Origin of the sequence: Bosea sp. 29B (genome assembly GCF_902506165.1) — a bacterium.
Classification (GTDB): Bacteria; Pseudomonadota; Alphaproteobacteria; order Rhizobiales; family Beijerinckiaceae; genus Allobosea.
In genome coordinates this window covers 2,573,051-2,596,332 of sequence record NZ_LR733817.1, presented here as the reverse complement: position 1 = coordinate 2,596,332, position 23,282 = coordinate 2,573,051, and the positions used below count along the sequence as shown (strand labels likewise).

24 protein-coding genes and 1 riboswitch are annotated in these 23,282 nt (G+C 69.2%); of the genes, 16 read left to right on the top strand and 8 right to left on the bottom strand.

Annotation, left to right across the window (positions count from 1 at the left end; translation table 11 throughout):
* Positions 1-179: 179 nt before the first annotated feature.
* Positions 180-1,133, bottom strand: coding sequence for a hypothetical protein (locus GV161_RS12735; RefSeq protein ID WP_159650243.1), 954 nt, complete (start codon positions 1,131-1,133; stop codon positions 180-182).
* 49 nt (positions 1,134-1,182) lie between these two features.
* Positions 1,183-1,818, bottom strand: coding sequence for an OmpA family protein (locus GV161_RS12730; protein ID WP_152015913.1), 636 nt, complete (start codon positions 1,816-1,818; stop codon positions 1,183-1,185).
* 305 nt (positions 1,819-2,123) lie between these two features.
* Here GV161_RS12730 and GV161_RS12725 point away from each other — a divergent pair, with 305 nt between their 5' ends.
* On the top strand, positions 2,124-3,077 hold the full coding sequence (locus tag GV161_RS12725) for a hypothetical protein (protein WP_152015914.1): 954 nt from the start codon (positions 2,124-2,126) through the stop codon (positions 3,075-3,077).
* 114 nt (positions 3,078-3,191) lie between these two features.
* Here GV161_RS12725 and GV161_RS12720 read toward each other — a convergent pair whose 3' ends face one another.
* Both GV161_RS12720 and cobD read right to left on the bottom strand, forming a co-directional pair.
* On the bottom strand, positions 3,192-4,163 hold the full coding sequence (locus tag GV161_RS12720) for a D-2-hydroxyacid dehydrogenase (RefSeq protein WP_152015915.1): 972 nt from the start codon (positions 4,161-4,163) through the stop codon (positions 3,192-3,194).
* A gap of 106 nt (positions 4,164-4,269) precedes the next feature.
* The gene (gene cobD / locus GV161_RS12715; protein WP_152015916.1) at positions 4,270-5,274 is read right to left on the bottom strand and encodes a threonine-phosphate decarboxylase CobD; all 1,005 of its coding nucleotides are present in this window, start codon (positions 5,272-5,274) and stop codon (positions 4,270-4,272) included.
* On the opposite strand from cobD, the gene cbiB reads away from it, so the two are divergent.
* Positions 5,273-6,253, top strand: a complete 981-nt coding sequence (cbiB, locus tag GV161_RS12710) for an adenosylcobinamide-phosphate synthase CbiB (protein WP_152015917.1) — start codon at positions 5,273-5,275, stop codon at positions 6,251-6,253. The two genes, cobD and cbiB, sit on opposite strands and share 2 nt — an antisense overlap.
* On the opposite strand, the gene cobO is transcribed toward cbiB, so the two are convergent.
* Both cobO and cobU read right to left on the bottom strand, forming a co-directional pair.
* The gene (cobO, locus tag GV161_RS12705; protein ID WP_152015918.1) at positions 6,250-6,861 is read right to left on the bottom strand and encodes a cob(I)yrinic acid a,c-diamide adenosyltransferase; all 612 of its coding nucleotides are present in this window, start codon (positions 6,859-6,861) and stop codon (positions 6,250-6,252) included. The two genes, cbiB and cobO, sit on opposite strands and share 4 nt — an antisense overlap.
* A gap of 14 nt (positions 6,862-6,875) precedes the next feature.
* Entirely contained in the window at positions 6,876-7,400 is a 525-nt protein-coding gene (gene cobU, locus GV161_RS12700; protein ID WP_152015919.1) for a bifunctional adenosylcobinamide kinase/adenosylcobinamide-phosphate guanylyltransferase, read from the bottom strand.
* Positions 7,401-7,446: 46 nt separating this feature from the next.
* Positions 7,447-7,628, top strand: a riboswitch (cobalamin riboswitch).
* Between the two features lie 34 nt (positions 7,629-7,662).
* Between cobU and GV161_RS12695 the strand changes: the two genes are divergently transcribed.
* Genes GV161_RS12695 through cobJ form a run of 9 tightly spaced genes read left to right on the top strand, consistent with a single transcriptional unit; the run spans position 7,663 to position 17,031 of the window.
* A complete protein-coding gene (locus GV161_RS12695; RefSeq protein WP_082613285.1) occupies positions 7,663-7,836 on the top strand; it encodes a CbtB domain-containing protein in 174 nt (57 codons plus the stop codon).
* A 10-nt stretch (positions 7,837-7,846) separates the two neighbouring features.
* Positions 7,847-8,602: a CbtA family protein gene (locus tag GV161_RS12690; protein ID WP_152015920.1), complete on the top strand. Its 756-nt coding sequence runs from the start codon at positions 7,847-7,849 to the stop codon at positions 8,600-8,602.
* A 48-nt stretch (positions 8,603-8,650) separates the two neighbouring features.
* Entirely contained in the window at positions 8,651-9,076 is a 426-nt protein-coding gene (locus GV161_RS12685) for a DUF1636 domain-containing protein (RefSeq protein WP_152015921.1), read from the top strand.
* Positions 9,073-10,122 (top strand): cobalamin biosynthesis protein CobW, encoded by a 1,050-nt coding sequence (gene cobW, locus GV161_RS12680; RefSeq protein WP_152015922.1) that lies wholly within the window; start codon positions 9,073-9,075, stop codon positions 10,120-10,122. The genes GV161_RS12685 and cobW overlap by 4 nt, the downstream gene beginning before the upstream one ends.
* 4 nt (positions 10,123-10,126) lie before the next feature.
* Positions 10,127-13,564: a cobaltochelatase subunit CobN gene (cobN, locus tag GV161_RS12675; RefSeq protein WP_152015923.1), complete on the top strand. Its 3,438-nt coding sequence runs from the start codon at positions 10,127-10,129 to the stop codon at positions 13,562-13,564.
* A complete protein-coding gene (gene cobG / locus GV161_RS12670) occupies positions 13,561-14,859 on the top strand; it encodes a precorrin-3B synthase (RefSeq protein WP_152015924.1) in 1,299 nt (432 codons plus the stop codon). Before cobN ends, cobG begins: the two co-directional genes overlap by 4 nt.
* 2 nt (positions 14,860-14,861) lie before the next feature.
* On the top strand, positions 14,862-15,494 hold the full coding sequence (locus GV161_RS12665; protein ID WP_152015925.1) for a precorrin-8X methylmutase: 633 nt from the start codon (positions 14,862-14,864) through the stop codon (positions 15,492-15,494).
* A gap of 5 nt (positions 15,495-15,499) precedes the next feature.
* On the top strand, positions 15,500-16,243 hold the full coding sequence (locus tag GV161_RS12660) for a precorrin-2 C(20)-methyltransferase (RefSeq protein ID WP_280179057.1): 744 nt from the start codon (positions 15,500-15,502) through the stop codon (positions 16,241-16,243).
* Complete coding sequence (gene cobJ / locus GV161_RS12655) at positions 16,240-17,031, top strand: precorrin-3B C(17)-methyltransferase (RefSeq protein WP_152015927.1); 792 nt, start codon at positions 16,240-16,242, stop codon at positions 17,029-17,031. The genes GV161_RS12660 and cobJ overlap by 4 nt, the downstream gene beginning before the upstream one ends.
* On the opposite strand, the gene GV161_RS12650 is transcribed toward cobJ, so the two are convergent.
* Entirely contained in the window at positions 16,974-17,735 is a 762-nt protein-coding gene (locus GV161_RS12650; RefSeq protein WP_152015928.1) for a cobalt-precorrin-6A reductase, read from the bottom strand. The two genes, cobJ and GV161_RS12650, sit on opposite strands and share 58 nt — an antisense overlap.
* On the opposite strand from GV161_RS12650, the gene cbiE reads away from it, so the two are divergent.
* From cbiE to bluB, 5 genes are read left to right on the top strand one after another with little or no spacing between them, the layout of a single operon-like run.
* Positions 17,734-18,984 carry a precorrin-6y C5,15-methyltransferase (decarboxylating) subunit CbiE gene (gene cbiE, locus GV161_RS12645; RefSeq protein WP_152015929.1) on the top strand — a complete coding sequence of 417 codons (1,251 nt, stop codon included), beginning with the start codon at positions 17,734-17,736 and terminating at the stop codon, positions 18,982-18,984. The genes GV161_RS12650 and cbiE overlap by 2 nt on opposite strands.
* The gene (locus tag GV161_RS12640; RefSeq protein WP_244624176.1) at positions 18,981-19,367 is read left to right on the top strand and encodes a cobalamin biosynthesis protein; all 387 of its coding nucleotides are present in this window, start codon (positions 18,981-18,983) and stop codon (positions 19,365-19,367) included. Before cbiE ends, GV161_RS12640 begins: the two co-directional genes overlap by 4 nt.
* Complete coding sequence (cobM, locus tag GV161_RS12635; protein WP_152015931.1) at positions 19,364-20,131, top strand: precorrin-4 C(11)-methyltransferase; 768 nt, start codon at positions 19,364-19,366, stop codon at positions 20,129-20,131. The genes GV161_RS12640 and cobM overlap by 4 nt, the downstream gene beginning before the upstream one ends.
* Positions 20,128-21,453, top strand: coding sequence for a cobyrinate a,c-diamide synthase (locus tag GV161_RS12630; RefSeq protein WP_152015932.1), 1,326 nt, complete (start codon positions 20,128-20,130; stop codon positions 21,451-21,453). The genes cobM and GV161_RS12630 overlap by 4 nt, the downstream gene beginning before the upstream one ends.
* The gene (gene bluB / locus GV161_RS12625) at positions 21,450-22,082 is read left to right on the top strand and encodes a 5,6-dimethylbenzimidazole synthase (protein ID WP_152015933.1); all 633 of its coding nucleotides are present in this window, start codon (positions 21,450-21,452) and stop codon (positions 22,080-22,082) included. Before GV161_RS12630 ends, bluB begins: the two co-directional genes overlap by 4 nt.
* Here the strand turns inward: bluB and GV161_RS12620 are convergent.
* Positions 22,079-23,275 carry an MFS transporter gene (locus GV161_RS12620; protein ID WP_152015934.1) on the bottom strand — a complete coding sequence of 399 codons (1,197 nt, stop codon included), beginning with the start codon at positions 23,273-23,275 and terminating at the stop codon, positions 22,079-22,081. The two genes, bluB and GV161_RS12620, sit on opposite strands and share 4 nt — an antisense overlap.
* Between the last annotated feature and the right edge of the window lie 7 nt (positions 23,276-23,282).

Genomic DNA, 23,282 nt, shown 5'->3' with positions numbered 1-23,282 from the left:
AATATCCGCATCGTACACCGGCTCGGTCACGACGAGCGGAACCCCTCCCTGCCCCGCTCGCGCCCAGCCGGCACATATTGCTGCCATAATTAAAGTAACAAGCCGCCCGGTCGATGTCGACCGGGCGGCATTTTTGCAAGAACGGGCTGAGGTTTATGGTTACCCGCAAGCCCTCTCGGTCAGCGGGTTGCGACCTTGCTGACCACCAGCCGGTTGCCGGAGAAGGTGACCTGACCGTTCAGACCGACCAGTTCCAGCATCAGGCGGAAGTTGCGGGTCAGGCGGGCCGAGTCGGCCGAGGTCGAGTAGAAGAAGTCGGCCGAGGTCGAGGTCATCTGCGTGGCGCGGTGAGCGCGGTAGCAACCCCAGCGAACGAACTCGCTCTCGACCCGGTCGACTTCCGTGGCGGTGAAGTCGCGCAGCTGGATCACGAAGTCGGTCGGCAGGCTGTTGCAGCCGTCGCCGCCGGCCGCGACCGGAGCAGCACCGCCGCCAGCAGCTCCACCGCCGAGGACGATGCCGTCCTTGCCGACAGCGGCTGCACCACCGCTCGGGCGGGCAAAGCCTTCGAGCTTCTGGGCGATCGCGGCGCCGAGATCGGCGGCGAGAAGCCGCGACTGGGTGCCGACGGTCTCGAGCAGACACTCGGCGCTGCAGGGGTTCGGCAGGGCCGGCAGCTGGAAGCCGCCGACCTCGAAGGCCGCGATGAACTGGCCGGAGCGGACATTGAGCACACGGCCGGCGATGCGGATCTCGGGGAAGCGGATGTCGGCAGCGACGGCGCGGCGCGCCGAGGCGTAGATCTGGTAGACGACCATGGCGTCGACCGGGGTCGAGACGGCACGGGCGATCTCGATCAGCTCGGCGTCACGGCGGCGGACCCGGGCGGTCTGGGTGATGCCCAGCGCCAGGCTGGTCTCGTCATAGACCTGGAAGCCGCGGGTGTTGAGATACTCCGAAAGCTGGAGCTGAACCCGGTTGAAGATGCGGTTGTTGCGCGGAACCGTGTCCGGATCGGCGTCGTCCGACATCACCAGGAGGTTGATGCGGGAATTCGGCGATTGGGCGCTGGCAACGACGCTGAAGGACATCAGCAGCGCGAGACCGAGCATGAGGCGCTTGAACAAAGCCATGACGATGCCCCCTGAGGCAAATGGTTGTTTCGGGAAGACGGTAGAAAACTCAGCCGGTGATGGCGATGACTTCAACGCGGCGATTGACGGGTGAATAGGGGCTGCGCGGATTGCGCAGCATATCAGGGCCGAAGCCGTGGGCGACGAGGCGGCCAGGGCTGATCTCGCCATAGGAGACCAGCCAGTCGCGGACCGCGGCAGCCCGCTCCTGCGAGAGCTCGACATTGTAGTCGTAGCCGCCTTCGGCGCTGGTGTGGCCGGCGATCAGGAAGCGCTGATCGAGCAGGATCGGATCGCGCAGCGCCAATGCAAGCCGCATCAGCGTGGCTTCCGCGCCGCGGCGTAGCGTCGCCGAGTCGTTGTCGAAGAAGACGGTGACTTCGACGCGGCGGGTCAGATCGATCACGACATCCGAACCGTAACCGCGCGGATGGACCCGGCGGGGCACTGGCGCGACGCGGCGCACCACGACCCTGCCGCCACCACTTGCGCCACCACCTGAGCGACCCGGCACGCGATCATGCGGCGCCAGCGAGCGCAGGATATTGGTCGCACCCTGGTCGGTCTGTGCCAGCGCAGGAAGAGCGCTCAGCAGCGGCAGCGAAAGGACGAATCCACCGAGCGCACGGCGGGACATCATCTGGGGAAGCTCGACGTTGTCCTTGCGCTCATCTGCGTTCTTCATAGCCAAACCCCCTGTTTATCCTCTCTTCGCATAGTCCTGTAGCCTCGACAATGCGACGGCCGGCTCGACCGAGGCGGGACGCGGCAATGGCGTTGTCCGAGCTTTGCCACTGTTTGCCGCTTTTTCGCTGCGAACTGGATTTTTTCCTGAACAGCCGATGAACGTGCCCACTTGGGCGCGGCCCTTACGCGCGCGCGTTCATCATTCAGGCCTCACCTTTGCGCCGGCGTTCGCGAAACCGGCTCAGGGATCGCCAAGGGTCTGGCAACGTGCCCAGCGCACACCCGTTCATGAGGAGACCCGCCATGGGCTTCCAGCTCGACCAGACCGCCCGCCTGCGCACCAGCCGCCTGCGCCTCGCCGTCACCGCCCTCGCCGTCATCGTCTCGGCCGGCGCCGGTTTCGCGCAGGCCGAAGGTGGTAACCCGGATGCACCCAAGGTCGCCGAGCGGCCACAGTCGCTGAAGCTGGAATTCTCCTCGCGCACCGTCTCGCTCGGCGTCGCCCAGTCGGCCCGCGAGATCATGACGACGCGCCAGATCGCCTTCGCGCCCGGCAGCTGGGAGGTCTCCTCCGATGCGCGCCGCGCCATCACCCAGTTGCGCGACATCTTCCGCGGCAATGCCCCCAAGGGCGCGCCCTTCGCCATCCTGGTCTCGGGCGGCGACGAGGTCGTCAATTACCGCCGGGCCCGCGCGCTCCGAACCCAGCTGATCGAGATGCAGCTCGAGGATGCCGGCAAGGTGGTGATCGCCGCCCGCGCCACCGGCGAAGGCCAGGCCACTGACGACGGCAAGGCGCGCGTCGATCTCGTCCCGCTCGACCCGGCCCGTTGCGGCGGCTGCGGCGATGCTCCCTTCCGCACGCTCGTCCTCGACACCGGCGTCCAGAAGCTGGTGCGCGCCAGCGCCGAGGACATGGTCGTTCCGGCCTCGCAGGTCGCCGGCAAGGACGGCAAGGACACCGACGTCGCCGCAGCGCCGCTGCCGCCTGTGCGCCAGCAGGCCACCGAGAAGACGGCCGAACGCACCCAGGCTCCGCGCCCGGCCCCGAAATTGGCGACCGCCCGGCAGGCGGAGCCGCGCTATGACGGCCGCACCGTCATGGTCGAGCCCGATGATTACGGGCAGCAGCGCCGCCGCATCAGCCGCAGCACCAACCGCGGCTGCGCCATGCCGGACATCGTCATCGACGACTACTATCCGGGTGGCCCGCTCGTCGGCTGCGACGGCAGCTACGGCCCGCGCCCGCGCTGGTGAGTTCGGACCGGACCAGAGCCTCCCAGGCGAGCGCAGCTTCGCCGGGGAGGCTTTGTCTTTTTGGTTCCGCGCAACTGCGGAGGCAAAGCCGCTTAGCACGCGTGCTGGCGCTGCTCAGACGATCTGGTTCTGGAGCGTGGCCTCGCCGCGCTCCAGCGCGCCGAGATTGTCGAGCAGGATGTCGATGACGTTGCTCTCATAGGCGCGGGTCTCGCCGGCGCTGTGTGGCGTCAGCAGCACCTGCGGCATCGCCCAGAGCGGCGAAGTCGCCGGCAAAGGCTCCTCATAGACGCAATCGATGCCGGCGCCGGCGATACGGCCGGCTTCGAGCGCCGCGATCAAAGCCGGCTCCTCGACCACCCGGCCGCGCGCGACATTGATCAGATAGGCCGACGGCTTCATCGCCGCGAGCGCGGCGGCATCAATCAGCCCCTCCGTCTCCGGCGTCAGCGGACAGGTCAGCGCGACGAAGTCGGCCTGCACCAGCGCCGCATGCAGCTCCGCCGGCGGCACGATTTTCTCGACATTCGGCTCCGAACCCGGCCGGCGGCGCACGCCGATGATACGCATGCCGAAAGCCGAGGCGATCGCCGCAAGCCTGAGGCCAATGCGGCCGAGGCCGACGATCACCAGCGTGCGGCCACCGAGCTCGTCCTCGCGGCGAGAGCGATCGCCGATCATCGGCCGCCAGAACTGCTTCGCCTGGTTGTCGCGGGCAAGATGAAGCTGGCGCGCCAGCGCCAGGATCAGCGAGATCGCGTGCTCGGCGACGGCTCGCTCATTGCCGCCCTGGGCGCTGGCGAGGCGGACACCGGCTGCCGCCAGCTTCGGCTTGTCGAACTGGTCGGTGCCGGCACTGATCGACTGGATGAAGCGCAGCTTGCCGAGGCCCTCCAGCATGTCGTTGCGCCAGAGACCGGAGACGACCAGCACATCGGCTTCCGGCGCGCGCGCCCTGAGATCGTCGAGGCTGCGGACCTCGAAGCTCGTCGCCTGGCCATTGCGGGCGAGATATTCGTCGCGCATCTGATAGGCCGGATGGGCGAAGCCGATGGTGAGGGCGGACTGCTTCGGCCAAGGCTGCATTGCGTATTATCTCCGGATCGCTGGAATCACCTGACGATAGCGTCGAGGCGCAGCTTCGTCCCACTCTCACCCGCATGCGCCGGCTGCGATGACCGCACAGCGAGGCTCAAGCCGGCGTGAGCGCCTGCGCCAGACGCGACCAGCCCGCTTCATCCCCCGGCAGGCCGAAGCGCAGGCGCGAGGGATTGTGCTGGAAGCGGCGGACATAGATGCCGGCGCGGCCGAGGCGGTCGAACAGGGCCGGCGCCTGCAGCGTCTCGAGCAGGCGATAGAGCACGGTACCGCCGACGACCCGGCCTAGCGGCGCAAGCAGCGCATCGAGCCGCCTGCTGTCGGCATCTCGCGCTTCGCCCGCGGCGGACAGCCACTCCGCATCGCCAAGCGCGACGGCTCCGACATGCAGCGCCGGCCCGGCCACCGCCCAGGGGCCGAGCATCGCCTGAAGGGCGTCGGTGAAGCGCACTTCGCCAGCGGCGAAGCCGAGTCTCAGACCGGCAAGCCCGTAGGCCTTGCCGAAGGAGCGCAGAACGAGAGCCCCCTCCGGCAGGATCGGCAACAGGCTCATCGCGGGTGCAAAGTCGGCAAAGGCCTCGTCGACCACCAGCAGGCCGCCTCGCGCGCCGAGCAATCCGGCCAGCGCGACCAGCCTCTCCTGGGCGACGACGCGCCCGTCCGGATTGTTCGGATTGACCAGCACGACGACATTGGCATCGCCGGCTTCGGCGAGATCGGCGATCTCGCGCACCGTCGCTCCCGCCTTGCGCCAGGCCGACGCATGCTCGCCATAGGTCGGGCCGAGCACGGCGACAGTCGCGGCCGGGACCAGGCGCGGCAGCAATTCGATCAGGATCTGCGTGCCGGGGGCGGCGACGAGGCCGCTTTGCGGACGAATGCGGTAGGCCTTGCGGGCTGCGGCGAGCAGCCTCGCCTCGTCCGCCTTGCCTGGCAGGCGGTGCCACAGGCTTAACGGCAGCTCCGGAAGCGGATAGGGGATCGGGTTGATACCGGTCGAGAGATCGATCCAGGGTTCTGGCACCTGTGGAAACAGCGCCTTAACCGTGGCGAGGTCGCCGCCATGCCAGATCGTCTCCTTCATCTCCCCGGCCGCCATGTCGCTCTCCACAAGCCTGCCGCTCCTCCTCGCCGCCCTCCTGATCGAGGCGGCGATCGGCTATCCGGCGCGCCTGTTCGCATGGATCGGCCATCCCGTCACCTGGATCGGCGCGCTGATCGGCTGGCTGGATCGCCACCTCAATCGCGAGACCATGAGTTTCGCGATGCGGCGAGTGGCCGGCGTCGTTGCGCTCGTGATCCTGCTTGGGGTGGCGCTCGTCGTCTCATTTGTCCTTGCCGCACTCTGCCGTCTTGCCGGGCCGCTCGCTCTGCTGCCGCTAGCGCTGCTGGCCTCGAGCCTGCTGGCACAGCGCAGCCTGCATGAGCATGTCGCCCGCGTCGCCGAGGGGTTGGAGCAGGGCGGGCTCATCGGGGGACGCAAGGCTGTCTCGATGATCGTCGGTCGCGATCCGGAGAGCCTCGATGAAGCCGGTGTCGCACGCGCCGCGATCGAGAGTCTCTCCGAGAATTTTTCCGATGGCATCGTCGCGCCAGCCTTCTGGCTCGGTGTGGGCGGCCTGCCGGGCGGGGTGCTCTACAAGGCGATCAACACCGCCGATTCGATGATCGGCCACAAATCGCCACGCCATCTCGCCTTCGGCTGGGCGGCGGCCCGGCTCGACGATCTCGTCAACCTGCCGGCTTCGCGGCTGACCGCGCTGCTGCTGACCGTCGCCGCGGCGCTCGACCGGCAGGCCGATGCCGGCGCCGCCTGGCGCGCCGTGCGCCGCGATGCCCGCCGCCACCGCTCGCCCAATGCCGGCTGGCCGGAGGCTGCAATGGCAGGTGCGCTCGGGCTCCGCCTGGCCGGCCCGCGCGTCTATGGCGCGGTCAGGGTCGAGGATGGCTGGATGGGCGATGGAAGGGCGGAGGCAACGGCTGCGGATATCCGGCGGGCTCTTGCCCTCTATCGCCGCGCCTGCCTGCTGCTCTGGGGGTTGGCGGGAATTGGAATTCTGTTCGCGCTAGCCCTCTAGAACTCGATCCCCTCCTGTGCCTTTACCCCGGCGGCGAAGTGGTGCTTCACCAGCGTCATTTCCGTCACGAGGTCAGCCGCTTCGATCAGCTCCGGCTTGGCATTGCGGCCGGTGACGACGACGTGGAGATCAGGGCGGCGCGCCTGCAGCACCGCCACGACCTCGGGGAGCGGCAGGTAGTCGTAGCGCAGGGCGATATTGAGCTCGTCGAGCACCAGCAGCCGGATGCCTTCGTCGGCCATCAACTCCCTGGCTTTCTCGAAGGCGCGCGTCGCGGCAGCGATGTCGCGGGCCTTGTCCTGCGTCTCCCAGGTGAAGCCCTCGCCCATCGAATGCCAGGAGACCTGGTCGCCGAAAGCCTCCAGCGCCTTGCGCTCGCCGGTCGACCAGGCGCCCTTGATGAACTGGACGACGCCGATGCGCCAGCCATGGCCGAGCGCGCGCAGGATCAGGCCGAAAGCGGCAGTCGACTTGCCCTTGCCCGGGCCGGTATTGACGATCAGCAGGCCCTTCTCCAGCGTCTTGCCAGCGACCTCGGCGTCCTGCACCGCCTTGCGCTTTTCCATCTTCGCCTTATGGCGGGCAGCGTCCTCGACCTCGTTCGTCATCTCGTCACTTCGCTCTACGACTTCACCTGCATCGGCAATCCGGCGACCATGAAGACCACGCGCCCGGCCTGCGCCGCAAGCCGCTGATGCAGGCGGCCGGCCTCGTCGCGGAAGCGGCGGGCGAGCGCATTGTCCGGCACGATGCCGAGGCCGACCTCGTTCGAGACCAGCACCACCGGCGCGCTCGCCTCGCGGCAAGCTGCCACGAGCTCACCGGTGGCGATCGCGATGTCGCGCTCGGCGAGCAGCAGATTGGTCAACCAGAGCGTCAGGCAGTCGACGAGGATCGGTTGCCCGGGCCTGGCGTTGCGAATCGCCTCGGGCAGAGCCACCGGCGCATCGACCGTCTGCCAATCGCGCGAGCGCCTGGCGCGATGCTCGGCGATGCGGGCGCGCATCTCGTCGTCATAGGCCTGGGCAGTCGCAATATAGGTCCAAGGCGCCGGCAGCGCCTCGATCAGCGCCTCGGCGTGACGGCTCTTGCCGGAGCGGGCGCCGCCAAGGACGAGGGTGAGCGGAGGAAGGGTCATATCTGGCATTCGTTTCCAAGGATACGTCGTGCATTGCACAGCACCGCGCCTGTGGCTAATGATCATCCGTGACGGTGCCTCGACGACGAGGTGAAAAGGGAACGCGGTGAAGGACCGCGGCTGCCCCCGCAACTGTAAGCGGCGCGTCCTGCGCCATCGGCCACTGGGTTTCCCGGGAAGGCGGAGCAGGACACCAAGCCGTGAGCCAGGAGACCTGCCGTCTTTCGATGTCGTCCAGCAGGCTGCCGGTGGGGTGGCCAAGGAGAACCAGATGAATACGGCTACCGTCACCAGCCAGGCCAGCGTTTCGGAACGGGCGAAAGCCGTCGCCGCCGCGCTGATCCTCGGCTTCGTGCTGATCTACACCGTCGGCTTCGCCGCCTCGTCCACTGTCCACAACGCGGCGCACGACACCCGTCACGGCCTCGCTTTTCCCTGTCATTGAGGGGAAGCACATGGTCACGCGTGTTCTCACGGTCAGCATCCTGGCCGGGCTTTTGGCTGGGCTGCTGATCTCGGCGCTCCAGCACGTCACCACCACCCCGCTGATCCTCAAGGCCGAGACTTATGAGGCGGCGTTGCGCGCGCAGGGCGCACCGATGCAAGCCGCCTTCTCTGACGGTGCCCGCATCGTTCTCGCCCATAACGACCCGAAAGCCGGCGCCGAGCACACCGGCGAGCATGAATGGAAGCCGCAGGACGGCTTGCAGCGCACCGCCTTCACCAGCCTGGTGACGATCGGCACCGCGATCGGCTTCGCCGCATTGTTGCTCGGCGGGATGATCGCCGCGAACGAACAGATCGACCAGCGCCGGGCGCTCGCCTGGGCCGTCTGCGGCTTCCTTGCCTTCGGCCTTGCTCCAGCCATGGGGCTGGCGCCGGAATTGCCGGGCTCCGCGGCGGCCGAGCTGCAGCAGCGACAGCTCTGGTGGCTGCTGACGGCCGTGGTCACCGCCGGCGCGCTCTTCGTCTTCCTGCGCGTCGAGGCTTCCTGGGCTCGGGCACTCGCCGTACTCGCCTTGCTGCTGCCGCATCTGATCGGTGCGCCGCATCCGGCCGCGCCGGAAAGCAAGGTGCCGGCCGAGATCGCCGCGCATTTCGCCGCGCTTTCGCTCGCCATCCAGGCCGCGCTCTGGCTCGTCACCGGCTTCGCCGTCGGCGTGCTCTGGCCCTGGCTCGCGCGCCGCAGCGCCGTGACCGCGGTCGCCTGACGCCTCGCGCGGCCGGCGACGGCCACGCCAATCCAAGGAGGCGTTTCGATGCTCGGAGGCGATCTCGCCCTCGCGACGGAAGCCCGGCTGGAGCTGGGCTGCACCATCCATGTTTGCACCGTCTGCCGGCGCCAGCGCGAAGACCTGCCGGAGGGCTATGACCAGCCCGGCATTGGCCTCGCGGCGGCGCTTTCCGAACGCATGGCCGGCAGCGGCATCGCCGTCATCCCGGTCGAATGCCTTTCCGTCTGCAAGCGGCCCTGCACGATCGCGCTCGCGGCCGAGGGCAAGTGGACCTATCTGATCGGCGATCTCGACGCCGGTCTTCATCTCGACGAGATCGTCAGCGGGGCGGAAAAATTCGCCGCCAGCGCCAACGGCATCGTTCCCTGGAAGGAAAGACCCGCCTCGTTCCGCAAGGGCGTGGTCGCGCGCGTGCCCCCTCTGCCGCGCCAGCAAGGATCTGATCAATGAACGCTCCGCAGAACCCCGTGCTCGGCAAGGTGCCGTGCACGATCATCACCGGCTTCCTCGGCGCCGGTAAGACCACCCTCGTCCGCCATCTGCTTGAGAATGCCGGCGGCAAGCGCCTCGCCGTTCTCGTCAACGAATTCGGCGATCTCGGCTTCGACGGCTCCTTCATCGCCGGCTGCGGGATCGAGGGCTGCACGCAGGACGACATCGTCGAACTGCCGAATGGCTGCATCTGCTGCACGGTCGCCGACGATTTCGTGCCGGCGCTGGAAAAGCTGCTGAACCGGGAAACCCCGCCGCAGCACATCCTGATCGAGACCTCGGGCCTGGCTCTGCCGAAGCCGCTGGTCAAGGCCTTTAACTGGCCGGCGATCCGTTCGCGCGTCACCGTCGACGGCGTCATCGCCGTGGTCGACGGGCCGGCGGTGGCCGAAGGCCAGTTCGCCGACGATCCCGAGGCTCTGAAGGCGCAGGCCGCACAGGACCAGGCTGTCGACCACGACAACCCGCTGGAGGAGGTGTTCGAGGATCAGATCCTCTGCGCCGACCTGATCCTGCTCAACAAGAGCGATATCCTCGATGCCGCCGGGCGCGAACGGGTCAAGGCCGAGATCGCCCAGCATCTGCCCAAGGCGATCAAGGTGGTCGAGACCGCCCATGGCAAGGTCGAGCCGGCCCTGATCATCGGGCTCGGTGCCGCCGCCGAGACCGACCTCGCCGCCCGTCCCTCGCATCATGGCGAGGGCGAGGATCATGACCATGACGACTTCGACAGCGTTGCGCTGCCATTGCCGCAGGCCGGCTCACCGGAAGAGCTCGTCGCCCGCGTCGCCAGGGCGGCCGAGGCCGAGGGCGTGCTGCGCCTCAAGGGCTTTGCCGGCATCCCCGGTAAGCCGATGCGGCTCGTCGTGCAGGGCGTCGGCCGGCGCGTCGGCCACCATTACGACCGGGCCTGGGGGGCGGATGAGGCTCGCGACGGCCGGCTCGTGGTGATCGGTCTCAAGGGCTTCGACCGCGCCGCTGTGGAAGCAGCGCTCGCCGGCTGATGCGATGCATCTTCTCTCGACCAGCGAGGTGAGGCTCGACGACGGCGAAGACGCCGTCGACCTTGCTCTGCCGCCGGGAGACCTCGTCGTCCTCTCCTTCAGCGACAGTGACCTGTCGGCGCTGGCGGCTGCCGCGCCCGATAGCGGGCTTGACCTGCGTTTGGTCCCACTCCGGCGCTTCAAGCATCCGCTCTCGATCGACCTGCTGATCGAGAAGACGCTCGCCGGCTCACGCTTCGTCCTGCTGCGCTGCCTCGGCGGGCTCGACTATCTCCGCTACGGCGTCGAGCAGATCGCCGCCGCCTGCCGGCAGAATGGCATCGCTCTGGCGGTTTTGCCGGGCGATGACCGTGAGGATGAGCGGCTCGCCGGATACGGCACGGTGCCGCCGGAGTTCGCGGCGGAGCTGCTGGGCTATTTCCATGCAGGTGGCGGTGCCGAGAACATGCGGCGGTTGCTGGCGCGCATCGATGACTATCTCGCTGCGCTGCCCTCATCCGACCCGGCTTCGCCGGGCCACCTTCTCCCCCGAGGGGAGAAGGGTCAGCTAACGAAAAGCGCGACAACCCTGGCAGCTTCCTTCTCCCCTCGGGGGAGAAGGTCCCGGCAGGGGGATGAGGGCCGGCGCGACCTTGCCCCTATCCCGCTTCCCACGCTCTTCGGTCTCGGCCCGAACGCGGCTCCCCTCCCCTGGCGCGAAGCCCTAGCGATCCTGCCGGCGAACGCCCCGCTCATTCCCATTCTCGTCTACCGCTCCGGCGTCGCCGCCGGCGATACGGCGATGGTCGAGGCGATTGCGGCGGCTCTCGCCGGGCGCGGCCTCGCGGCGCTCCCACTTGCCCTGACCAGCCTCAAGGACGCGAGCGTCACCAGCGAACTTGCCGCGCTGATCGCTACCCGCAAGCCGGCGCTGATCGTCACCACCACCGCCTTCTCCGCCCGCGACGGCGAAGGCTTCGTACTCGACGCCGCCGATTGCCCGATCCTGCAGGCCGTGCCGGTCGGCAGCGCCCGCGAAGCCTGGGAGGCCTCGCCACGCGGGCTCTCCGCCGCCGACCTCGCGATGCAGGCGGCGCTGCCGGAGTTCGACGGACGACTCGGTGCCATGCCCGTCGCCTTCAAGCAGGAGATCAACGACCCGGCGACCGGCCTGACATTGCGGCGGCTCACACCAGATGCCGACGGCATCGCCGACCTCGCCGACCTCGCGGCGAACTGGGTCGCTCTCGGCCGCAAGCCGCGTAGCGAACGGCAAGTCGCGCTGGTGATGTCGGACTATCCCGCCCGCGGCGGCCGCGCCGGCTTCGCTGTCGGACTGGATACGCCGGCGAGTGCGCTGGCGATCCGGGAGTTGCTGAATGAGGCCGGATATGAGGTCGGGCCAGCTCCGTCCGACACGGGCGGCGCGGACCTCATGCAGGCCCTCACTGAGGGCCCAGTCGACTTCGCCGTCCCGCTCGCCGCCTATCGCTCTTGGGTCGCGACCATCCCGGCCGCCGCGCGCGAAACCCTGCTCGCCAGCCACGGCTCGCCAGAAACCAACCCAGCCTGCGACGGCGCGTCCTTCCGCTTCCGGCTCGTCCGCTTCGGTAAGCTCGCCATCGCCTTGCAGCCCCCGCGCGACGCCTCGCCCGACCGCAAGGTGCGCTATCACGACCCCGATGCGCCGCCGGGCCACGCCTATCTCGCTTTCTATCTCGGCCTGCGCGAGATCCTCGGCACCGACGCGCTGATCCATCTCGGCACCCATGGCACGACCGAGTGGCTGCCCGGCAAGGCCGTGGCGCTGTCGGCCGCCTGCTGGCCGCGGCTCGCGGTCGGCGCCCTGCCGGTGATCTACCCCTATGTCGTCGACGATCCCGGCGAGGCGGCGCCGGCCAAGCGCCGGCTGTCGGCACTGACGCTCGGCCATCTGCCACCGCCTCTGGCAGCGCACGACACGGCCGGCGAAGCGGCACTGCTGCGCGATCTCGTCGAGGAGTATTCGCAGGCGCAGGTGCTCGATCCGCGCCGGGCCGAGCTGGTCGCGCGCGAGATCCTCGACCGGGCCAAGCACTCCGGCCTCGCCGCGGCGAGCGGCGTAACGCCCGATCAGGACATGCCGAGCGCGCTCGCGGCGCTCGACGCCCATCTCTGCGATCTCGCCGAGACTGCCTTCCGCGACGGCCTGCATGTCTTCGGTTCTTCGGACGCCGATCCAGCCTCCGCCGGCAACGAGCGCCGCAACCTGCTGAAGGCGCTCGATGCCGGCTTCGTGCCGCCCGGCCCGGCCGGCGCGCCGCATCGCGGCCGGCCCGACGTGCTGCCGAGCGGGCGCAACCTCTCGACACTCGACCCGCGCGCCCTGCCGACCCGCTCGGCCGCCAGGCTCGGCGCCAGAGCGGCCGAGGCCGTCATCGCTAGGCATCTCCAGGACGAAGGCGACTATCCGCGCCGGATCGTCATGGACCTCTGGGCCTCGCCGACCTTGCGCTCAGGCGGCGAGGACATCGCCCATGCCTTGCACCTGATGGGGGTCGAACCGCTCTGGGACCATGGCTCGACCCGCGTCACCGGCTTCTCGATCATCCCGCAAGCCAAGTTCGCCGCGCCCCGTGCCGATGTCACCATTCGCATCTCCGGCGCCTTCCGCGACACCTTTCCGGCGCAGATCGCGTTGCTCGACGCGGCAGCGCGTGCCGTCGCCGCGCTCGACGAGCCGGATGAGTGGAACGAGCCCGCGGCCGCCCACCGCCGCGGCAAGGCAGGCGCGCGCATCTTCGGCGCCGCGCCCGGTCGCTATGGGGCCGCCATGGCCGACCGGGCGCTCGACGGCGACTGGCAGGCGCGGGGCGAGCTCGGCGAGGCCTATCTTGCTGCCACCAGCCATGCCTATGGCGGGCCGGACGGCGCCGCTGCGGCCGATGCCGGCTTCGCGAACCGGGTCGCCGAGGCGCAGGCCTTCGTCCATGTCAGCGACACGGCCGGGCGCGACATCCTGGAAGCGACCAGCGCCGCCGACGTGATCGGCGGCTTCGTCGCCGCGATGCAGGCGCAAGGCGGCAAGGCCGCGCTTTACAGCCTCGACACCTCCGATCCTGACAAGCCCAAGGCGAGAACGCTGGCCGAGGACGTCTCGCGCATCGTTCATGGCCGCCTCTGCCATCCCCGCTGGATCGCGAGCCATCTCGCCCATGGCTGGCGCGGTGCGGCCGAGCTCGCGGAAGCCGTCGATGCGCTCTTCGTCTATGCGGCTGCGACAGATGCCGTCTCGGACGGCCTGTTCGATGCGGTGTTCCAGGCCTACTGCGGCGATCCCGCCATCTGGCAGGCGCTGGAGCGGGCGAATGCGCCGGCCGCGGCCTCGATCCGCGCGCGCCTCGCCGAGGCGCAGGAGCGTGGGCTCTGGACAAGCCGATCGAACTCGGCGGCGATGCTCTCAGGCCGGGAGGCGGCGGAATGAGCGCCCCCGCCCGCGAGACGATGCGGCGCGGCTGGTGCCCCGGCACCTTGCGGCCGATGCTGACCGGCGATGGCTTGCTGGTACGCCTGCATCCGCCGCGCAATGTCCTGACGCCGGACCAGCTCGCTTATGTCGCCGAGTTGGCGAGCCGGCACGGCAATGGCCAGATCGAGATTTCCGGGCGTGGCAATCTGCAGCTACGCGGCATTCGCGAGGAGGCGCATCCGGCGCTGGTCGACGACCTGCTGACAGCGGGCCTCGTCGACGAAGCCGAGGGCGATGGCCCGAGCCGGCTGGTGCTGACCTCGCCGCTCGCCGGCCGGGCGGCTGGCGAACTGCTCGACGCGGCCGCGCTGGCGGAGGCGGTCGAGCGTGCCGGGCGCGGCATCGTCGGCCTGACGGCGAAATTCTCGATCGTCGTGGATGGCGGCGGTGCGCTGGCACTCGATGGTTTTGCCGCCGATCTCAGGCTGCTTGCGATCTCGGGAGGCGTGGTCACGCTGGGTCTGCCGGGTGAGCTCTGGTTCGGCCCGGTTGCGCCGCATGAAGCGGCGGCGTTGGCGGTTCACTTGCTCGACGGCTTCGTTGCCGCGAGCAGGGCGAGCTTCGGAAAGGTCCGCCGCATGCGCGATCTTTCGTCTGATGACCTGACACTGCTGGCGACATCGTCCGGGCTCGGATCGATGCCTGCCCCGGCCTCCCGACCGAGGCCAGCATGCGCCGGCCTCGTCGCCGAGCGGGACAATAGGGTCGCCATACTCGCGGGATTGCCCTTCGGCCGAACGGGTGCCGCTGGCTTGCGCCATCTGAGCAAACTCGCCGGTGATGCCGGCATTCATGAAATCAGAGTGTCGCCTTGGCGTGGTTTCGCCTTCTGCGGCCTCTCGGCTGATGGAGCGAACTCCCTAACCGGAGCGCTTCGGAACGAAGGCCTTATCATCGAAGCGGACGATCCGCGCCTTGCGGTCTCGGCCTGCACCGGGGCCCCTGCTTGCGCGCGCGGCGAAGTGCCGACGCTGGCCGATGCTATGTTGCTAGCAAGCACGCTTTCCCCACTTCTTGCCGATGGCCTCAGCCTCCACGTCTCCGGCTGCGCCAAGTCCTGTGCCCACCCCGGTCGCGCCGATCTCACTCTGGTCGGCCGCGACGGGCGCTATGACGTGATCATCGATGGCGGCACCAGCGACACCGCCATCGCCCATCTTTCGCTGACGGAACTTGTGCGCCGGCTCGAACCGGGTCAGGACATCCGCGCGCGCCTGGAAACGGTGCGCCATCAGAAACAGGTCTTTTGAGTTTGAGCACGCGTCACGCCTATATCCGCGACGGGGCCGCGATCTACGAGCGCTCCTTCGCCATCATCCGGGTCGAATCCGACCTGTCGCGCTTTTCCGGCACGGCCGAGCGCGTTGTCGTCCGCATGATCCATGCCTGCGGCATGACCGACCTGCCCAAAGACGTGGCGATGTCGCCTGATTTCGCCGAGGCCGCCGAGACGGCGTTGGCGAAGGGCGCGCCGATCCTCTGCGACGCCCGCATGGTCGCCGACGGCGTCACCCGTGCGCGCCTGCCCGCGAAGAACGAAGTGATCTGCACGCTGCCTGACGCTTCCGTGCCGAAGCTCGCTGAGGAGATGGGCACGACGCGCTCGGCCGCGGCGATGGAGCTGTGGCGTCCGCATCTCGAAGGCTCCGTCGTCGTCATCGGCAACGCGCCGACCTCGCTGTTCCGCCTGCTCGACATGCTCGACGAAGGCGCACCGATGCCGGCGGCGGTGATCGGCATCCCCGTCGGCTTCGTCGGCGCGGCGGAATCGAAGGAAGCGCTGGCGCAGGACGGGCGCGTCCCCTTCCTCGTCGTGCACGGCCGGCGTGGCGGCTCGGCCATGGCGGCGGCGGCCGTCAACGCGCTGGCGCAGGTGAAGGAATGAGCGGCGTGAGCGTTGAGGCACCCCGCACTCTGCTCTACGGCGTCGGCCTCGGCCCCGGCGACCCCGACTACATGACGGTGCGCGCCCGCGACATCATCCTGAAGGCCGACCGGCTCGTGCACTTCTGCAAGCGCGGCCGGCGCGGCAATGCCCGCATCACCGCCGATGCCATCATCGCACCGGATCCGGCCCGCGAGATCGAGCTCGCCTTCCCGGTGACGATCGAGGTGCCGGTCGAGGACGAGGGTTATATCGGCCCGATCGCCGCCTTCTATGACGAGGCGGCCGAGCAGCTTGCCGGCGAGATGGCTGAAGGCCGCAGCATCGCCGTGCTCTGCGATGGCGACCCGTTCTTCTACGGCTCCTTCATGCATCTGTGGCGCCGCCTCGCCCAGCGCTTCCCGACCGAGGTCGTGCCGGGCGTCACCGGCATGGCCGGGGCCTGGGCTCGCGCCGACGCCCCGATCAGCTGGGGCGACGATGTGATGACGGTGGTGCCGGGCACGCTCGCCGAGGGCGAACTGACGCGCCGCCTCGCCGACACCGACGCGGCCGTGATCATGAAGCTCGGCCGCAACCTGCCCAAGGTGCGCCGCGCACTCCAGGCAGCCGGGCTGATCAACCGCGCCATCTATGTCGAGCGCGCCACCATGGCCGGGCAGGTGGTGACGCGGCTCACCGAGAAGCCTGACGACGAGGCGCCCTATTTCTCGATGATCCTCGTTCCCGGCGAGGGGCGGCGGCTGTGAGCGGTTCGCTCGCCATCATCGGCCTTGGCCCGGGCGAGGCGCGCTATCTCACGCCGTCGGCGCTGGCCGCGCTCGAGGCTGCCAGCGATCTCGTCGGCTACGGCCCCTATCTCGACCGTGTGCCGGCTCACGCCGGCCAGACCAAGCACGCCTCGGACAATCGCGTCGAGGTCGAGCGCGCCCGGCACGCGCTGATGCTGGCCGCCGAGGGCAAGGCCGTCGCGGTCGTCTCCGGCGGCGATCCCGGCGTCTTCGCCATGGCCGCGGCGGTGTTCGAGGCTCTGGAAGCGGGCGAGCCGGACTGGCGCAAACTTCAGATCAATGTCGAGCCGGGAATCACCGCCATGCTTGCCGCAGCGGCCAAGGCCGGTGCACCGCTCGGCGGCGATTTCTGCGCGATCTCGCTCTCCGACAACCTCAAGCCCTGGGACGTCGTCACGGCGCGGCTCACCGCGGCGCTATCGGCTGATTTCGTGATCTGCCTCTACAATCCGATCTCGAAGGCGCGGCCCTGGCAGCTCGGCAAGGCGCTGGAGCTGGCGGCGACGATCCGCGCGGCCGAGACGCCGGTGATCTTCGCCCGGGCTGTCGGGCGGCCAGACGAGAGCTTGCGCATCCTGACGCTGGCAGGGGCCATTGCGGCAGCAGAGACCGCGGACATGGCGACCTTGGTGATGATCGGCGCCAGCGCGACGCGGCTGATCGCCCGCGAAGGCGAGAGCCCGATCGTCTATACGCCGCGCTCGGTGACGAAGAGCCCTTGCGTCACCAGCCAGGGCAGGACCTGATCGATATGCTCGACGGTCTCGACATCGGGCTTGGGCGGCCGCTCGACCATCACCACCGGAAGTCCGAGCCGTCGCGCCGCGACAAGCTTGCCGAGGGTCATCGGCCCGCCAGCATTCTTGCTGACGAGGATCTCGATGCCCTCTTCCCGCATCAGTCTCTCCTCGGCCTCCGCCTCGAAGGGCCCGCGCTGCTGCAGCACCTTGGCGTGCGGCAACGGCAGGTCGCTGACGGGCTCGATCACGCGGATCAGGTAATGGTGCTGCGGGGCGGCGAAGACATGCGGCAATTCGAGCCGGCCGATGGTCAGGAAGACCCGGCGCGGCTCGTCGCCGAGCGCCTCGACGGCAGCATCGATGTCGGGCACGCACTTCCAGCGATCGCCGTCCTGCGGCTTCCAGCTTTCACGCCGGATCGCCAGCAGTGGCACGCCTTCCGCCTTGCAGGCAGCTTGCGCATGATAGGGCATGATCGCGGCGAAGGGGTGGGTCGCGTCGATGACGGCGACGACGCCCTCGTCGAGGAGATATTGCCGGAGGCCGGCAATGCCACCGAAACCGCCGGTGCGGGTTGGCAAGGACAGAGGGCGCGGGTCGGAGGTATGGCCTGCGAGCGAGATCACGGCGCGAATTTCGGGTGCCTGTTCAGCCAGGAGCTGATCGAGCGCAGCCGCTTCGCTGGTGCCGCCGAGGATGAGGACCGTCATGGAACAGTTTTCGCCTGAAACCGCCACGCTGTCGAGCACGCCGCCCGGCCCCTGGCTTTCGCTGGTCGGGCTCGGCGAGGATGGCCGCGCCGGCCTCTGCGCCGAGGCGCTGGCTGCGCTGGAGAGCGCCGAGATCGTCTTCGGCGGCGAGCGACATCTCAAATTGATCGGCGACGTGCCCGGTGAAGCCAGGCCCTGGCCGCAGCCTTTCCGCAATGCGCTGCCGGCGATTCTGGCCGAAAAGGGCCGCAATGTCTGCGTGCTCGCGACCAGCGATCCGTTCCATTACGGCATCGGCGCCGGGCTGACCAAGGCGGTGCCGGCGGCGGAGATGCGCGTCATTCCGCAGCTCTCCTCCTTCTCGATGGCCTGCACGCGCATGCGCTGGCCGCAGGAGGAATGCGGGCTGGTCTCGCTGCATGGCCGTGCCCTTCAGAGGATCATCCCTTTTCTCCAGCCGGGCGCGCGGGTTCTGGCGCTGTCCTGGGACGATTCGACGCCGCTCGCCGTGGCCCAATTGATGAGCGCCCGCGGCTTCGGCGAAAGCACGATCACCGTACTGGAAACGATCGGCGGCCCGAACGAGCGTATCCGTGAGACCCGCGCCGACAGCTTCGCGCTCGACGGCATCGTGCCGCTCAATTTGCTGGCGATCGAGGTGGTCGCCAGCCGTGACGCCCGCATATTGCCGCTGGCGACGGGGCTCTCGGACGACTGGTTCGAGCATGACGGCCAGCTCACCAAGGCCGATATCCGGGCGATCACGCTGTCGGCGCTGGCACCGCGCGCCGGCGAATTGCTCTGGGATATCGGCGCCGGCTCGGGCTCGATCGGCATCGAATGGAGCCTGCGCCACCGCCACAACCGCGCCATCGCCTTCGAGGAGCGGCCGGAGCGCGCCGCCCGCATCGCCCGCAACCGGCTCGCCCTCGGCGCGCCGCCGCTCGAGGTGGTCGAGGGCAAGGCGCCCGAGAGCTTCGCCGGAAAAGCCTCGCCGGACGCCGTCTTCATCGGCGGTGGGCTGACCGATCCCGGCGTCTTCGAAGCCGCCTTCGCGGCGCTGAAGCCGCGCGGGCGGCTGGTGGCGAACGCGGTGACGATCGAAGGCGAAGCCAGGCTCGCCGCGCTGTTCTCGGTCCATGGTGGGAATCTGCGCCGCATCGGCGTTTCGCATCTCGACCCGATCGGGACGATGCATGGCTGGCGCGCCGCGATGGCGGTGACGCAATGGCGCGTGGTGAAGCCGTGAGCGGCATCACCGCCGGCATTGGCCTGCGCCCCGGAACATCGGAGGCTGATATCGAGGCCTGCCTGACGCAGACGCTGGCCGCAGCCAACCTGCCAGTGGATGCGATCAAGCGCCTCGCCACCCTTGCCTCGCGCCACGACGAGCCGGGGCTAACCGCCGTCGCGCAGGCGCACAACCTCACGCTCATCGCCATCCCGGACGAAGCGCTCGCCGGCTTCGAAGCCGCTTGCGCCACGCGCTCGACCCGGATTTCCGGGCTCTACGGCGTTGGCTCGGTGGCGGAGGCCGCCGCGCTGGCCGCAGCCGGCCCCGGCGCCATCCTGATCCAGCCGCGCATCGCCACCGCCCGCGTCACCTGCGCGCTCGCCAGGAGCGCCGCGTGACCGTCCATTTCATCGGTGCCGGGCCCGGCGCGGTCGATCTCATCACCTTGCGCGGACGCAACTTGATCGGCGCCTGCCCGGTCTGCCTCTATGCGGGCTCGCTGATCCCCAGGGCGATGCTCGGCTGGTGCCCGCCCGGCGCGCGCATCGTCGACACCGCTCCGCTCGACCTCGACGCGATCATTGCGGAAATCGAGGCGGCCCATGCCGAGGGCAAGGACATTGCCCGGCTGCATTCCGGCGACATCTCGATCTGGAGCGCGACCGGCGAGCAGATGCGCCGGCTCGAAGCACTCGGCATCCCCTACGAGATCACACCAGGCGTGCCGGCCTTCGCCGCTGCTGCCGCCGCGCTCAAGCGGGAACTGACCCTGCCCGGCGTCGCACAGTCGCTGGTGCTGACGCGGACCTCCGGCCGCGCCTCGGCCATGCCGGACACCGAGAAGCTCGCGACTTTCGCGGCATCAGGTGCGACGCTCGCCATCCATCTCTCGATCCACGTGATCGAGCAGGTGGTGGACGAGCTGACGCCCTTCTATGGCGCGGACTGCCCGGTCGCGATCGTCTTCCGCGCCTCCTGGCCCGAGGAACGCATCCTGCGCGGGCGGCTTGCCGATATCGCTGGTCAGGTCAGGGCGGCGGAACTCGAGCGCACCGCGCTGATCCTGGTCGGCCCGGCGCTGGCGGCCGAGGATTTTTCCGAGAGCGCGCTCTATTCCACCGGCTATGATCGCCGCTTCCGGCCGCGTGGAGGCCAGGAATGACGGCCAAGGGCCTGCTCATCGCCGCGCCACGTTCCGGCTCCGGCAAGACCACGATCACGCTCGGCCTGCAGCGGGCACTGTCCCAGCGCGGCCTCAAGGTGCGTGGGCTGAAATGCGGGCCGGATTATATCGATCCCGCCTTCCACGCCGCCGCGACCGGCGCTCCCAGCGCCAATCTCGACAGCTATGCGATGCCGAATGCGCTGCTCGGCCAGATCGCCAATGAGGCGGCCGGAGCGGCAGACATTATTGTCGCCGAAGGCTCGATGGGGCTGTTCGACGGCGTGCCCGGCCCCGATGGCCATACCGGCACGGGCGCCGACATCGCAGCGTTGCTCGGCTGGCCGGTGGTGCTGGTCATCGACGTCTCCGGCCAGGCGCAATCGGCGGGAGCGGTCGCGCTCGGCTGCATGCTCTACGACAAGCGCATCCGGGTCGCCGGCGTGATCCTCAACAAGGTCGCGAGCGAGCGCCATCGGCGGCTTGCCGCTGCCGGCATGGAGAAGATCGGCCTGCCTGTGTTCGGCGCGCTGCCGCGCGAGGCGAGCCTGATCCTGCCCGAGCGCCATCTCGGCCTCGTCCAGGCCGGTGAGACCGAGGACCTGCGCCAGCGGCTCGATGCGCTCGCCGAGGCCGTCGCGGCAGCTGTCGATCTCGACGCAGTCATCGCTGTTGCCGGCGCGACCGCTTTGCCGGCTTCCACGCGTCATACCGCGCCATTGCCGGCACCGGCCAAGCGCCTCGCCATCGCCCGCGACCCCGCCTTCAGCTTCGTCTACCCGCATGTCGAGGCCGGCTGGCGCTCGCAAGGAACCGAGCTCATTCCCTTCTCACCGCTCGCGAACGAGCCGCCACCGGAAGGTTGCGACGCCTGCTGGCTGCCGGGCGGCTATCCCGAGCTGCATGCCGGCCGGCTCGCTGGCGCCTCGCGCTTTCTCGACGGCTTACGCGATTTCGCCCGCACCCGCCCGGTCCATGGCGAGTGCGGCGGCTACATGGTGCTGGGCAAGAGCCTGATCGACGCCGATGGGGTCAGCCACGCCATGGCCGGTCTGCTCTCGGTCGAGACCAGCTTCGCCAGGCGCAAGATGAATCTCGGCTATCGCAATGCGGTGCTCGCCACTAACGGGCCGCTCGGCCGCGCCGGCGATCGCCTCAGCGGCCACGAATTCCACTATGCGACCGTGATCTCGCAAGGCGAGGACCCGGCCTTCGCGGTGGTCACCGACCCACATGGCTCGCCGCCAGCACCCGCCGGCAGCCGTCGCGGCCTCGTCTCGGGCTCCTTCTTCCACGCCATCGCGGTGCGGGAGGGGGCGTGAGTTCGCCGCCCGTCTTCGATGACGACTTCCGCGACAAGCTCGGCGAGCTCATCGCCTGGCGCCGCGATATCAGGCGCTTCCGGCGCGAGCCGGTGTCGGAGGAGCTGCTGGCGAAGCTGCTCGATCTGATGCAGCTCGCGCCCTCAGTCGGCCATTCGCAGCCCTGGCGCTGGCTGCGGGTGGACGATCCCGAGCAGCGCGCCGCGGTCCAGGCGAGCTTTTCCCGCTGCAATGCCGATGCGCTGGCCGAGTATGAGGGCGAGCGCGCAGCGCTCTATGCCCGCCTCAAGCTCGAAGGCCTGCGCGAGGCGCCGGTGCAGTTCGCGGTATTCTGCGACCATGGCACCGCGCAGGGTCATGGCCTCGGCCGCCGGACCATGCCGGAGATGCTGGATTATTCGGTTGTAGCGGCGATCACGCAGTTCTGGCTCGCCGCCCGCGCCCATGGGCTCGGCCTCGGCTGGGTCTCGATCCTCGCTCCCGCCGAGATCACCGCCATCACCGGCGCCCCGCCGGAGTGGAAACTGATCGGCTATCTCTGCCTCGGTTACCCCGAGGAGGAGAACGACGTGCCGGAGCTCGTCCGCGCCGGCTGGGAACGCGACCAGCGACTCACGGAACGCGATTAGACCTTCCGCCCAGGCGCACCGCGCAGGCCGAGCGCGGTCAGGATGGCGATCACGGCCGCACCGCCGACGAGCCCGGCCGCCGAAGGCCAACCGAACGCTTCGATGACGCTACCGATGGCGACGGGCCCGACAACCTGGCCAAGATTGCTCCCCTGCATCAGCAGGCCGATGACGACAGGCGTCAACCCGGCCGCCGGCGCCAGCACCGGCGCAGACGACAGCAGGGTCGCAGGAATGATCCCGCCGACCATCGAAAACAGGACGCAAAGCAGGAAGGTGGCGGAATCCGGCAAGAGGCCGAGGAAGATGCCGATGGCCGACAGCCCCATGACGAGGCTCGCGGACACGATCAGGCCGACGCGCGAGGCGCCGCGCGCGAGCAACAGGCCCGCAGTGAGATTGCCGATGATGTTCACCGCACTGGCGAGGGCGCCGAGCAGGCCGGCCGTCGCGAGCGAGACCTCCATGCGCTGCATCAGCAGCACCGGCAGGAAATTGAACAGGGCGAAGAACATCAGCGCGTAGAGCGCGAAGGTAAAGCCCAGCAGCACTGGCCCGCGCGCGCTCAGGACCGCGCAGGCATCGCCGGCAAGAGCCGCCCAGGATGGCCGCGTACCGCCGCTGGTGTTCGGCACCGTCAGCACGGTCAGGACGATCGCGACGACCGCGAGCGCACCGGTGACCTGCCAGATCATGCGCCAGTCGCTGAGCCAGAGGCCCGCGAGCATGGCGAGCGCGATGCCGGTCGGCATGAAGCAGCTCCACAGCGCCATGACGATATCGCGCTGGGCGGGGCTGGCGACCCGCTGGAGGATTGCCGGGGCGGCAATGGTGATCAGCAGGAAGCCGAGCCCCTCGACGACGCGCGAGGCGAGCAGCATCGGGAAGCGCGGCACCGCCGCACCCAGAAGCGCGCCGGCAGCCACCGCCAGCAGGCCGAGCAGCAGAACGCGCCGCGCGCCGAGGGCGATGGCGAGCGTGCCGACGGGGATGCCGCCGACCATGCCGAGCACAGCGAAGATCGAGGCGAGCCAGCCGAGCGTGCCGAGATCGAGCCCGAACTCGGCACGCACCAGCGGCATCGCGATCGCCGCCTTGCCGACCTGCAGCGCCGCGACGATACCGCTGGCGACCACGACCGTTACAGCGAGCCAGTCGGTCCTGCTCGCGGGCGTTGCGACGGCGGCCGTCATGAGCGCG